Raw genomic sequence first — 12,479 nt, 5'->3', positions numbered from 1 at the left:
TGGTGCAGCACCCGGGGTCCCTGGACCCGGGAGGGCATTGCCATGACCGCTGTACTCGAGGCTCCCTGTCAGCTCACCGATCAGGTCACCGGCCTCGTTTCCGTTGCCGAGCCCGCCGTTCTCGGCGTACCAGGGCAGATCAATCTGGACTATGCCGCCACCGCGCCGTGCGCACGGGCGGCGAGCGACGCGGTGAACGAGATCCTGCCCTGGTACGCGAGCGTGCACCGGGGCGCGGGCGCCTTGTCCCAGCGGTGCACGCTGGCCTACGAGCGGGCCCGCCAGACGGTGGGCGACTTCGTCGGGGCGCGCGAGGACGACTACGTCATCTTCACGCGCAACACGACGGACGCGCTGAACCTGCTGGCGCACGTCGTTCCGGCCGGCACCCTCGTCGTGACCTTCGCCGGGGAGCACCACGCGAACCTGTTGCCCTGGAAGGAGTGCGTACGCCTGCCGGTGCCGGCGTCGCCGGGCGAGGCGGTCCGGTCGCTGGACTCGGCCCTGCGTGAGCTGCGCCGGGGCACGGTTTCCGGCGAACCGGCGACGCCGTTGCTCGTGAGCGTGACCGCGGCGACCAACGTGACCGGCGAACTGTGGCCGATCCGGGAGTTGGCGCTGGTGGCCAGGCGGTACGGCGCTCGGGTGGCGGTCGACGCCGCCCAGCTCGCCCCGCACCACCCCGTCGACCTCGCCGACCTGGGCGCGGACTACCTGGCCCTGTCCGGCCACAAGCTGTACGCGCCGTTCGGAGCGGGCGTGCTCGTGGGCCGGTCGGACTGGCTGGACGCGGCGACGCCCTACCTCGCGGGCGGGGGCGCGAGCGCCAAGGTCGGCGACGCGACTCACGACGTGCACTGGGCGACCGGTCCCGCCCGTCACGAGGCCGGTACGCCGAACCTCCTGGGCGCGGTCGCGCTCGCGGCCGTGTGCGACGCCCTGGAGGCGGCCGACCGCGCAGCGCTGGCCGATCGCGAGCAGGCGCTGCTGCGGCGACTGCGTACTGGGCTGGCCGCCCTCGACGGGGTCGCCGAACTGCGAATCTTCGGGCCGGACGCGCCACGCGTCGGGATCGTCTCGTTCGCCGTCGCCGGTCGGGAGTCCGCCGAGATCGCCGCCGCGCTGGCCCGCCGGGACATCGGCGTACGCGATGGGCTGTTCTGCGCGCATCCGCTGGCCCGTCGCCTGCTCGGCGAGGCCGCTCAGCGCGCCGGTTGGGCGTACGCCCCGGCGACCGCGCTGCGGGCGTCGATCGGCCTGGGCACCACCGAGGCGGACGTGGACGCGTTCCTGACCGCGCTCGCGGCGATCGTCGCCACCGCCCCGGCCGTCACCCCCACCCCCCTCTCCGCCTGCTCCGCCTAACCCACCCCTCCCTCCCTTTCGCGTTGATCATGGAGTTTACCCTGGTCTCGACGGGGTGTCGGGGCCGGAAACTCCATGATCAACGCGAGTTCCGGCCTGCCGGAGGGCCGGTCGCAGGTAGCGTTCGGACGTGGAGGTCGCGTTCAAGGCCACCCTGCAACGCCGTTATCACCGCACGCGGGGCAGCCTCGGCATCGCGATGCAAGCCGCCGTCGCGGCCGGCATCGCCTGGTTCATCGCCCACAACCTGATGCACCACCCGCAGCCGTACTTCGCGCCCATCTCCGCGGTCGCGACGCTCGCGGTCTCCGTCGGGCAGCGGATGCGCCGGGCGGTCGAGATCGTCCTCGGCAACGCCTTCGGCATCCTCCTCGGCGAGGCACTGATCCTGGTGATCGGCCGGGGCGCCTGGCAGATATCCCTCGTCGTCGTGCTGGCGATCCTTGTCGCGATCTTCGCCGGGGGCGGACCTTCCCTGGTGATGCAGTCCGCGGCCGGTGCCGTCCTGGTCGTGGCGGTCATCCCGACCAACGACGAGTACCTGTTCAGCCGGTTCGTCGACGCCATCGTCGGCGGTGGCGTCGGCCTGGCCGTCATGGCGCTGGTCCTGCCCCAGAACCCGCTGACCGTCGTCTCCCGCGCCGCCGGGCCGCTGCTCGACGACCTGGCCGACGGCGTACGCCTCACGGCGGAGGCGTTGGATCACCGCGACCGGACCAAGGCGGAGGAGGCGCTGACCGACCTGAGCGAGGCGGAGACGCACCTCACGGCGTTCGAGGAGGCGCTGACGGCGGCCAGCGAGATCGCCACCCTCTCGCCCATCCGCTGGGGCAAACGCGGGGCACTGGCCCAGTACGTCGACGGGCAGGACCACATCGCCCGCTGCCTGCGCAACTCCCGCGTGCTGATCCGCCGGACCGTCTCGGTCATCCGCGACGAGGAACCCGTGCCGCCCGCCCTGGTGTCCTCGCTCCGCTCCCTCGCCGACACCATCCGGTGGGTGCACCGCGAGTACGCCGAAGAGCTGCCGCCCGACGCCAGCCGCGAAGCCGCCGTCCGCGCCGTACGCAACGCGTCTGACGCGTACCTGAGCGGGTTGGGGTTCTCCGGGAGTGTGATCGTGGCCCAGATCCGGTCGATGGCGACCGACCTGCTGCGGGCGGGCGGGATGGAATCGCGGGACGCCGAACGCGTCGTCCGCCGAGCGGTCGGCAAGGCGAGCTCGAAGCCGCCGCCACCAGCCCCGAAGCACTTCACCCAGCTGACATGATCATTGCGTCAGCCAAGCTGTTTCAACGGACATTTCGCCGCGCGAAACGCCTTGGCTGGCGCAATGATCACGCCCGCGCGGAGGGGAAGGGGTTAGCCGAGGGGGAAGTGGGCGATGCCCGCGCCGACGGTGTATGCGGCGCCGGAACAGCCGGCGGAGCCGCCCGCGGAGGAGGCGTCTGGGGAGGAAGTTGCGGAGGCGGGGGCGGCGGGACGGGCGGCGGCCGCGAGGCGTTGCCGGGTGGCGGCGAGGTCGCCGATGAGCGCCGGTTCCTGCGACCACAACAAGGCGATCACGCCCGCGACGTGCGGGGTGGCCATCGAGGTCCCGTCCGCCTTCTCGTAGGTGCCGCCCGGCATCGCCGAGAGCACCCGCTCGCCCGGTGCCGCGATGTCCGGCTTGCCGGGAGTGCCGGTGTCTCCCCGGCTCGAGAAGTCGGTGACCTGCCGCGACTCGTTCACGGCGGCGACGGTGATCGCGGCGGCGTACGGGGCGGGCGGGTCGCTGATGCTGCCGCAGCGCGGTCCGCTGTTGCCGGCCGCGACGACGACCGCGATCCCGGCCGCGGCCAGGGCGTCGATCGCGGGCCGCAACGACGTCGGGTCGCAGCCTTCCGCCTCGGGGCAGCCCCACGAGTTGGTGAGGATGTTCGGCGCGCGTTCGGGGCGGCCGTCGGTGAACGGGTTCCCGCCGGAAGGGAAGGGAGCGAGCATGAACTGCAGGCAGTCGAGGTAGTAGGACGGGCTGCCCATGTTCCGGGCGAGGTTGACGCAGCCGACCCACTGCGCACCCGGCGCGACGCCGACGCCCTCGTGCCCGACGGCGGTCGCGAGGGTATGCGTACCGTGGCCGTTGTGGTCGGTCGGCCGAGTCGTCCCGTTCCACGGGTCGTACCACGAGTCCGGGCCGCCGCGGAAGTTCTGGGCCAGGGCGGGATGCGTACCGTCCACTCCGGAGTCCGAGGAGCCGACGACGATGCCGGAGCCGGTGACTCCGGCCGCCCAGGCGCTGGGCGCGCCGACCATGTCGATGTTCCAGTGATCCGTACCCGGTGAGGTCAACGGCCCGTGGTGGGTCTCGATGTCGGACGGCAACGGCCGCAGCACCGGATCCAGCAGTACGCGATCCACGTCGTCCCGGGCGGACAGCCACTGGCGTACGAGCGGGCCGCCGTCCACTTGGACGCCGTTGACCAGGTAGTACGGCCGGTAGGACAGGTGCCACCGGTCGAGCTGCCGGCGCAGGTCGGCCTGCGTACGCTCGGCGTGCTGCACGAGCCGCTGGTAGACGGCGGCCACCCGGGCGTCCCGCCCGCTGCCAGGCCCGGTCGTCGTAGGGAGCCCGGCCAGCGACGCCTGCTCCTTCATCACCACGAACAGCCGTTCACCGTGGAGACCTGGTTGACCGCTCACGGCGTACAAGCTGATCGACGCGAGAACGGCCAGCGCGGCGAGTGACCAGCCCACGGCCCGGGGTGGGGTCTTGCGCAGCGCGAGGCCGAAGACGAGCGCGAGCACCAGTCCGGCCGCGAGCGACGCGGCGGTCGCGATCAGAGTCCAGAAAGGAATATCGCGCCCGAGCAGGAAGAGGCTGATCTCGTCGGGGTCGACGAAGGCGAGCGGGCCGAGCGCCGCCACGCCGACCAGCCACCCCGTCGTACGCGACGAGCCGAGCGCGGCCGCCGCGAAGCCGAGCGGCGGCAGGACGAACATGGCCGCCAGCTGCGTTCCGGAAGCGCCCAGACCTGCCCCGAGCAGCGCGAACGCGACTCCGGCGACCAATCCGCCGACGACTACGCGTCGGGCCCGACTGCCCTCGCTCCCCTGCTGGATCACGGTTTCCGGTCGAATCTTGGGGAAAGATTCGACCGGGAACCCTGATCCAGCGCCCACCGGGCCGGCAGGACCGCCAGCGCCCACCGGGCCGGCAGGACCGGCAGCGCCCACCGGGCCGGCAGGACCGGCAGCGCCCACCGGGCCGGCAGCGCCGAACGCGGTCCAGAAGCGCCCGTCCAGGATGGACGAGGCGAGCCAGCCGGCGGACGCCGCCGCCAACGCGGCCAGCACGGTCTCCAGAGCGCCGCCGAGCGATCCCAGCAACAGCCAGGGGATCAGCGCGACGAGTCCGGCGACGATCGCCAGGCCGACGCTGCCGGTGGTCCGCGGCGCCCGCCGCAGGAGGAACGCCGCGACCGCCAGCACGACGGCCAGCGCGAACAGGTACGCCTCCTGCTGCGGATCGGGCACGACCCGGAGCAGGCCACCGAGCACGGCGACGCCGGACGCGCACAGCCAGGCTCGGCCGGTCTCGCGGACCGCGGGCGAGCGGGGAATCGTCGCGAGCAGCAGGGACGGCACACCGGCGAGCACGCCGAGCACGAGCGCCACGACGACCCAGATCCACCACGGCTGCGCCACGTCGAGCTGCAGGAAGACCTGATCGGCGAGCCAGCCGGCGGCCTGCCAGAACAGGGCGAGCGCGACGAGACCGACTCCGACGAAGGACGCCGCCACGATCGCGCCGGCGCTGGACGGGCGGGGTGGCGTATGCCACTGCGCGGAAGGCGGCTGATCGGCCATGATCGCACAGTATCGTGCAGGTGTGCGCGACCGTCAGGTCTCCCGGAACACCGCCGGCACCCTGTCGCCCGCACGCCGCGCCGCCGACCTGCGCCGGCTCGCCGAGGACGAGTTCGACGTGCTGGTCATCGGCGGTGGCGTGACCGGCGCCGGTGCGGCGCTCGATGCCGCCTCCCGCGGGCTGTCCGTCGCCCTGATCGAGGCGAACGATCTCGCGAGCGGCACGTCGTCCCGGTCGAGCAAGCTCGTCCACGGTGGTCTCCGCTATCTGGAGCAGCTGGAGTTCCATCTCGTCCACGAGGCGCTCCGCGAACGCGGCCTGCTCGCGACCCGGCTCGCCCCGCACCTCGTGCGACCGGTGCCTTTCCTGGTCCCGCTCCCCGGCGACGCGGCGTGGAAGCGCGCCTGGAACCGCGTCTACTACGGCGCCGGGGTCGCCCTCTACGACGCGTTCGCCGCCGGGCTCCAGGGCACGTCGGGCCGTGGCATGCCGTTGCACCGCCACCTCACCCAACGCGGCGCGCACCAGCTTTTCCCGTCGCTACGGCCGGAGGCCGCGGTCGGCGCCATCCGCTACTACGACGGCCAGGTGGACGACGCCCGGCTCGTGATCTCGCTCGCGCGTACCGCCGCGAGTCTCGGCGCGACCGTGGTCACGCGGGTGCGGGCCACCGGGCTCACGCGCCAGGCCCGTGAAGTCACAGGGGTACGCGCAACGGACGAGACCGGCCGGGAGTTCAGCATCCGGGCGCGGACCGTCATCGCCGCGACCGGCGTCTGGAGCGACGACATCACCGCGCTGCTGCCCGACGCGCGGCCCGGTCTGCGCGTACGCGCCTCGAAGGGCATCCACCTCGTCGTGCCGCGGTCGGCCATCACCGGCGACGTCGGGTTGATTCTGCGTACGGCGTCGAGCGTGCTCTTCGTGATCCCGTGGGGCGGGCATTGGCTGATCGGCACGACCGACACCGATTGGATGCTCGACCGGGAGCACCCCGCCGCGAGCGCGCGCGACATCGACTACCTGCTCAGCGAGGTCAACAAGGTCCTCGACCGCCCGGTGAACCGGTCCGACATCGAAGGCGTGTACGCCGGCCTCCGCCCGCTGCTTTCCGGGGAGGAGGACGCGACGTCGGCGCTCAGCCGGGAGCACGCCGTGGTCGAACCCATCCTCGGGCTGTTCCTGGTGGCCGGTGGCAAGCTCACGACCTACCGGGTGATGGCCTCGGACGTGGTCGACCGCGTCGTTCGGCGGCTCGGTTCGGCCGTGCGCTCGGCCACGGACGACCTGCCTCTGCTGGGGGCCGACGGCTATCACGCCATGTGGCGGCGGCGCGCCGAACTGGCCCGGCGACCGAAGTCGCGGCTCACCGTCGGCGCGGTCGAACACCTGCTGGAGCGGTACGGCACGCTGACCGTCGACGTGCTGCACTTGATCGACTCGTCACCGGACCTGGCCGCCGCGCTGGAAGGCGCTCCGGAATACCTCGCCGCCGAAGTCGCGTACGCGGCCGCCGCCGAAGGGGCGCTGCACCTCGACGACGTGCTGACTCGGCGTACGCGGATCAGCATCGAGACCGACCATCGCGGGGTCGAGACGGCACCGCACGCGGCCCAGGTCATGGCCGACGTCCTGGGCTGGGACGAGGCCACCACGCGCGCCGAGATCGAGGCGTACGAGCGGCGGGTGGACGCCGAGCGGCGCTCGCAGACGATGCCCGACGACGCCTCGGCGGACGCCGCCCGCACCCTCCGCGCCTAACGCCCCAGCGCCGTCCCACGCCCAGCGCCGTCCCGCGCCGTCCCACGCCCAGCGCCGTCCCACGCCCAGCGCTGGATCAGGGTTCCAGGTCGAATCTTGGGTCAAGATTCGACCGAGAACCCTGATCCAGCGCCAAAGGGTCGAATCAGAAGATCTTGCCGGGGTTGAGGATGCCGCGCGGATCCAGCGCGTCCTTGATCGCCCGCTGGACGCGCATGCTGACCGGACCGGCCTCGGTCGCCAGCCAGCCCCGCTTGAGCAGGCCGACCCCGTGCTCACCGGTGCACGTGCCGCCCAAGGCGAGACCCAGCTCCATGATCTCGTCGAAGACGACGTGCCCCTTCTCGACGCTGGCCGGATCGGCCCGGTCCACCACGATGTTCGGGTGGAGGTTGCCGTCGCCGGCGTGGCCGACCACGCCGACGGTGATCTCGTGGCGGGCGGCGATCTCGGCGATGCCGTCGAGCAGCTCGGCGAGCCGCGAGCGCGGGACCGCGATGTCGTCCAGGATCAGCCCGCCGCGGTCGTGCATGCTCGCCGCGAGGTGCTCCATCGCGGGGTGGGCCGCCCGGCGCGCCTGCAACAGGGCCGCGGCCTCCTCGTCGTCGGTCGCCCGGTAGACCTCGGTCGCGCCCGCGGCCAGCGCCAGTTCGGCGATCCGGTCGAGGTCGGCGCCGGCCCGGCCACCCGTGTCGGCCGCCGCCAGCAGGATCGCGGCCGCCTCCTGGTCGAGCCCCATCGGCCGGTACGCCTCGATGGCCCGCAGGTGCACGTTGTCCAGCAGCTCCAGCAGACTCGGCGCCGCGCCACTGGCCATGATCTCGTTGACCGCCTTCCCGGCAGTGGCGGTGGTCGGGAAGACGGCGACCAGGCTCAGCGACTGCTCCGGCGCGGGGCGCAGAGCCACCGTCACCTCGGTCACGATGCCGAGCGTGCCCTCCGAGCCGACGAACAGGCTGGTCAGGTCATATCCGGCCACGCCTTTCGGCGTACGCCGGCCGGTGCGCAGCACCTCCCCGTCGGCGAGGACGACTTCCAGCCCGATGACGTATCCCGTCGTGACGCCGTACTTCACGCAGCACATGCCGCCCGCGTTGGTGGCGACGTTGCCGCCGATGGTCGAGGATTCGAAGGAACCCGGGTCCGGCGGGTAATGCAGGCCCTTCTCGCGGACGGCCCGGCCGAGGACGGCGTTGACCACGCCGGGCTGGACGACGGCGATCCGGTTCACCGGGTCGATCTCCAGGATCTGGTCCATCAGCGTCAGGCTCACGACGACGCAGCCGTCGACCGCGTTCGCACCACCGGCGAGACCGGTCCGGGCGCCCTGGGGCACCACCGGCACCCCGTGCTCGGCCGCGACCTTGACGACGGCGACCACCTCGTCGGTGCTGCGCGGGCGGACCACCACCGCCGGCAGCCCGTCCGCCACGAGGTCCGCCTCGTCCCGCCGGTACATCTCCACCAGGTCCCGATCGGTGATCACCCGGTCGGCGGGCAAGAGCGCCCGCAGCTGATCCACAACACCCACACCCGGAATGTAGACCGCCGAGCCTCATTCACACACCTGGTGAAAACACCACTCCCGCCGGGGAGCGCTTGCGGAGCCACCAGGAGTGCAGTCAGGTTGACCGAGTACGCTCGGCGATCATGGAGCGCTTCCACATCGACCACCTGCCCGGCACCGTCGACCTGCTGACTCGCAGCTTCCTCCCGGAGGACGCCGCCGAAGCGCGCGAGATCGTGGAACTGCTCCGGCCGCGCGACGAACGGCGTACCACTGGATTTGTGGCGACCGACGGCGCGCGGGTGATCGGCGTGGCCTTCGCCGCGGTGAGCCACGCGGACCCCACGGTCGGGCACCTGGACCTGCTCGCGGTCGATCCCGGGCACCGGCGGCGCGGCCTGGGGACCGAGTTGATCGCGCAGGCCGAGCAGGGCCTGCGGGAGCTGGGCTGCGAGGTCGTCCGGGTGGCCGGCAACCCGCCGGACTACGCGTTCCCGGGCGTGGACGTGCGCTACACCCCGGCGATCTGCACGCTCACCAAGGCCGGATACGCCCACGAGCGCACCGCCTGGAACATGACGGCCGAGCTGCGTCCGGGGTCGAAGGCGCTGGCCGACACCTCTGCCGCCGAGGCCCGGCTGGCCGACCAGGGCGTCGAGGTACGCGTGGCGGAGGCGAACGACGTCGCCCGGCTGCGGCCGATCATCGCGGCCGAGTGGGGCGGGCACTGGGCGGCCGAGATCACTTCCGCGCAGGCCGTCCACATCGCGGTGCAGGACGGGGAGCCGATCGCCTTCGCCGCCTGGGGGTGTACGCGGCCGAGCTGGTTCGGGCCGATGGGCACCCGGCCGGCGGCCAAGGGGCTGGGGATCGGTTCGGTGCTGCTCCGGCGCTGCCTGGCCGACCAGGCGAAGGCGGGCATCACTCGGGCGCAGATCGGCTGGGTCGGCCCCGTGCCGTTCTACTCCCAGGCAGCGGACGCCCACATTGAACGAGTCTTCTTCCTATACAGCAAGGACCTGTAAGCCCCAATTTTCCCGAAACGGACATCTGTCGCTTTTGGGTTGGGCAAGATGGCCTCATGCAGCCCTCTGCCACCAGTACGCACGCGCACCACACCGGTGCGGTCCTGCTCGTCGCCTCCGCGGCGGCGCTCGGCGGATTCCTGTTCGGCTACGACACGGCTGTCATCAACGGAGCCGTTGACGCCATCAGGGAAGACTTCCAGCTGAACTCGGCGGTCCTGGGCTTCGTGGTCTCCTCGGCCCTGCTCGGCTCGGCGGTCGGCGCCTGGTACGCCGGTCCTCTCGCCGACCGGTACGGCCGGCTCAAGGTCATGGTGATCGCCGCGATCGTCTTCTTCGTCGGCTCGATCGGCTCGGCACTGGCCGTCGGCCCGATCGACCTGACGGCGTGGCGCATCCTGGGCGGTCTCGCAGTGGGCGCGGCGAGCGTCATCGCACCGGCGTACATCGCCGAGATCAGCCCGGCCGACATCCGGGGACGGCTGGGTTCCCTGCAGCAGTTGGCCATCGTGACGGGCATCTTCGCCTCCCAGCTCGTCAACTTCGCCATCGCCAAGAGCGCGGGCGGCGCCGGCAACCCGATCGCCTGGGGCGGTGACGCCTGGCGGTGGATGTTCGCCGCCGAGGCCATTCCGGCCGTGGTCTACCTGATCTTCGCGCTCCAGATCCCGGAGTCGCCGCGATACCTCGTCCGCCGCGGGCGGCTCGACGAGGCCAAGAACGTCCTGGACCGCGTCGTCGGCGGCAACACCGCCCAGCACATCCGGGAGATCCAGGCCAGCCTGCGGGGCATCCAGGACAAGGTGCAGCTGCGCGACCTGAAGGGACCCCGGTTCGGGCTGCTCCCGATCGTCTGGGTCGGCATCCTGCTGTCGGTGTTCCAGCAGTTCGTCGGCATCAACGTGATCTTCTACTACTCGACGACACTCTGGCAGGCCGTCGGGTTCAACGAAAGCGACTCGTTCGTCATCTCCGTGATCACCAGCGTCACCAACGTCGTCACGACGCTGATCGCGATCGCCCTGGTCGACAAAATCGGCCGGAAACCGCTGCTGCTCATCGGCGCGGCCGGAATGATGATCACCCTCGGCACCATGGCCTGGGCCTTCAGCACGGCCACCGGCAGCGGGGACAACCTCACGCTGAGCCCGACAGTGGGCAAGATAGCCCTGGTCGCGGCCAACCTCTACGTCGTGTCCTTCGGCATGAGCTGGGGACCCGTGGTCTGGGTGCTGCTGGGCGAGATGTTCAGCAACAAGATCCGAGTCACCGCGCTCGCCGTGGCCGCCGCCGCCCAGTGGATCGCCAACTGGCTGGTCTCCTCGACCTTCCCGGCGCTGTCCGACCTCGGGCTCGGGTTCGCGTACCTGGTCTACACGATCTTCGCGACACTCGCCTTCCTGTTCGTCCTCCGAAACGTCCGGGAGACGAAGGGGCGGGAGCTGGAGTCCATGTAGTTTTCGAGCGCTGCGTGTCGGCGCTGGATCAGCGATCTAGGTCGAATCTTGGGCCAAGATTCGACCGGGAACCCTGATCCAGCGCTGAGCGCGCGACCGAACCAGCGCTGAGCGCGACCGAGCCAGCGCTGAGCGCGACCGAGCCAGCGCTGAGCGCGCGATGCGGGCGCTACCGGAGGAGGGCGCGCCAGCGCCCGACGGCGGAAGCGCACACCGGCGAGGTCCACGAGCCGCCCTCGCGCGCCGTACTGCCGACGTGGAAAGCCCGGATCCCCGCGTCCAGCAGCGTCGGCACCACGTCCGCGGTGAGTCCGCCGCCCGCGAGCACCCGGCTGGGATCGCGCTTGACCAGGTTCACCCAGCCTTCGCGTACGCCCACGGGTGATCCCGCCGTCAGCACGGCGTCGACGCCGGGCAGGTCGAGCACGTCAGCCCAGGCGCGGTCGGTGTCCCGGGCGTGGTCGATGGCCCGATGGAAGGTCCACGGCCGCCCCTGCATCCGCTCGGCGACACGTTCGCAGGTGGCGACGTCGATCTCGCCGGAGTCGTCGAGGAACCCGAAGACCAGTCCAGCCACCCCCGTCGCCAGCAATTCGTCGGCGAGCCCGAGCAGGTCCGGTCCGGCCGCGAAATCCGCTGTCGTGCGCAGCATCGCGCGTACCGGCAGGTCGGTGGCGGCGACCACCGCGGCCGCGACCGAGGGTGCGGGGCTGAGGCCGTCGGCCGACATCTGCGCGACGAGCTCGAGCCGGTCGGCTCCGCCCGCCTGCGCGGCCTCGGCGTCGGCCGGGCCGAGCGCGATGACCTCGAGCAGGGGTGTCACGCCAGGATCATGGCAAACCGTGCGCACCGGATGGTGAACGGGGTTGGAACTATGCTCGCGATGTGGAACTGACCGGACACTTCCGCGCAAGCGTGATCGCGGCCGGGGGCCGTGCGGACGACGACGTCGCGACCGAGTTGCTGGCCCGTTGGTCGGAACCGCACCGCCACTACCACACCGTCGACCACCTGCGGTTCATGCTCGCGATCATCGACGAGCACGCGGCCTTCGCGGCCGATCCCGACCTCGTCCGGCTCGCGGCCTGGGGGCACGACGCGGTCTACGACCCGCGGTCCGCGGGCAACGAGGAGGCCAGTGCGGAGTTGTCCGCGCGCCTCCTGGAGCGCTGCGAGCTGCCGGCTCCGGCCGTCGCCGAGGTGATCCGACTGGTACGCCTGACGGCCGGGCACGCGGTGGAACCCGGCGACCGCAACGGCGCTCTGCTGGCGGACGCGGATCTGGCCGTCCTCGCCCGGGACTGGCCGTCCTATCAGGAGTACGCCGACGCCGTGCGAGCCGAGTACGCCCACGTTCCCGACGAGGCGTTCCGCAGTGGACGAGCAGCCGTCCTGCAGAGCCTGCTGGACCTTCCGGCGCTCTTCGGCATCCCGGCGTTGGCCGATCTATGGGAGGCCAAGGCGCGGGCCAACCTCACCCGCGAACTCGCTTCCCTGACCACTTGAGCGCAGAG

At 71.8% G+C, this 12,479-nt stretch carries 9 protein-coding genes; 6 read left to right on the top strand and 3 right to left on the bottom strand.

From position 1 onward, the window contains the following. Positions 1-42: 42 nt before the first annotated feature. Positions 43-1,365 (top strand): aminotransferase class V-fold PLP-dependent enzyme, encoded by a 1,323-nt coding sequence (locus tag AB0H43_RS30470; protein ID WP_360004962.1) that lies wholly within the window; start codon positions 43-45, stop codon positions 1,363-1,365. A gap of 130 nt (positions 1,366-1,495) precedes the next feature. Further along, positions 1,496-2,635 carry an FUSC family protein gene (locus tag AB0H43_RS30465; protein ID WP_360004960.1) on the top strand — a complete coding sequence of 380 codons (1,140 nt, stop codon included), beginning with the start codon at positions 1,496-1,498 and terminating at the stop codon, positions 2,633-2,635. A gap of 92 nt (positions 2,636-2,727) precedes the next feature. On the opposite strand, the gene AB0H43_RS30460 is transcribed toward AB0H43_RS30465, so the two are convergent. Further along, positions 2,728-5,214 carry a S8 family serine peptidase gene (locus tag AB0H43_RS30460; protein ID WP_360004958.1) on the bottom strand — a complete coding sequence of 829 codons (2,487 nt, stop codon included), beginning with the start codon at positions 5,212-5,214 and terminating at the stop codon, positions 2,728-2,730. Here AB0H43_RS30460 and AB0H43_RS30455 point away from each other — a divergent pair. Continuing rightward, a complete protein-coding gene (locus AB0H43_RS30455; protein WP_360004956.1) occupies positions 5,213-6,976 on the top strand; it encodes a glycerol-3-phosphate dehydrogenase/oxidase in 1,764 nt (587 codons plus the stop codon). The genes AB0H43_RS30460 and AB0H43_RS30455 overlap by 2 nt on opposite strands. A 145-nt stretch (positions 6,977-7,121) precedes the next feature. Here AB0H43_RS30455 and AB0H43_RS30450 read toward each other — a convergent pair whose 3' ends face one another. Then, complete coding sequence (locus tag AB0H43_RS30450) at positions 7,122-8,507, bottom strand: FAD-linked oxidase C-terminal domain-containing protein (RefSeq protein ID WP_360004954.1); 1,386 nt, start codon at positions 8,505-8,507, stop codon at positions 7,122-7,124. A gap of 119 nt (positions 8,508-8,626) precedes the next feature. Here AB0H43_RS30450 and AB0H43_RS30445 point away from each other — a divergent pair, with 119 nt between their 5' ends. Continuing rightward, positions 8,627-9,508 carry a GNAT family N-acetyltransferase gene (locus AB0H43_RS30445; RefSeq protein WP_360004952.1) on the top strand — a complete coding sequence of 294 codons (882 nt, stop codon included), beginning with the start codon at positions 8,627-8,629 and terminating at the stop codon, positions 9,506-9,508. Between the two features lie 56 nt (positions 9,509-9,564). After that, positions 9,565-10,965, top strand: a complete 1,401-nt coding sequence (locus AB0H43_RS30440) for a sugar porter family MFS transporter (protein WP_360004950.1) — start codon at positions 9,565-9,567, stop codon at positions 10,963-10,965. Between the two features lie 169 nt (positions 10,966-11,134). Here AB0H43_RS30440 and AB0H43_RS30435 read toward each other — a convergent pair whose 3' ends face one another. Then, positions 11,135-11,788: a copper homeostasis protein CutC gene (locus AB0H43_RS30435; RefSeq protein ID WP_360004948.1), complete on the bottom strand. Its 654-nt coding sequence runs from the start codon at positions 11,786-11,788 to the stop codon at positions 11,135-11,137. A gap of 62 nt (positions 11,789-11,850) precedes the next feature. On the opposite strand from AB0H43_RS30435, the gene AB0H43_RS30430 reads away from it, so the two are divergent. Next, positions 11,851-12,471 (top strand): metal-dependent phosphohydrolase, encoded by a 621-nt coding sequence (locus AB0H43_RS30430; protein WP_360004946.1) that lies wholly within the window; start codon positions 11,851-11,853, stop codon positions 12,469-12,471. Positions 12,472-12,479 lie beyond the last annotated feature (8 nt).

It is taken from the genome of Hamadaea sp. NPDC050747 (assembly GCF_040654195.1).
GTDB lineage: Bacteria > Actinomycetota > Actinomycetes > Mycobacteriales > Micromonosporaceae > Hamadaea.
Note: the sequence above shows the minus strand (reverse complement) of the source record. Positions and strands in the feature narration are given on the sequence as shown.

Coding starts and splice junctions, on each gene's coding strand:
- AB0H43_RS30470 (WP_360004962.1), top strand. CDS start 43: ATGACCGCTGTACTCGAGGCTCCCTGTCAGCTCACCGATCAGGTCACC.
- AB0H43_RS30455 (WP_360004956.1), top strand. CDS start 5,213: ATGATCGCACAGTATCGTGCAGGTGTGCGCGACCGTCAGGTCTCCCGG.
- AB0H43_RS30460 (WP_360004958.1), bottom strand. CDS start 5,214: ATGGCCGATCAGCCGCCTTCCGCGCAGTGGCATACGCCACCCCGCCCG.
- AB0H43_RS30445 (WP_360004952.1), top strand. CDS start 8,627: ATGGAGCGCTTCCACATCGACCACCTGCCCGGCACCGTCGACCTGCTG.
- AB0H43_RS30440 (WP_360004950.1), top strand. CDS start 9,565: ATGCAGCCCTCTGCCACCAGTACGCACGCGCACCACACCGGTGCGGTC.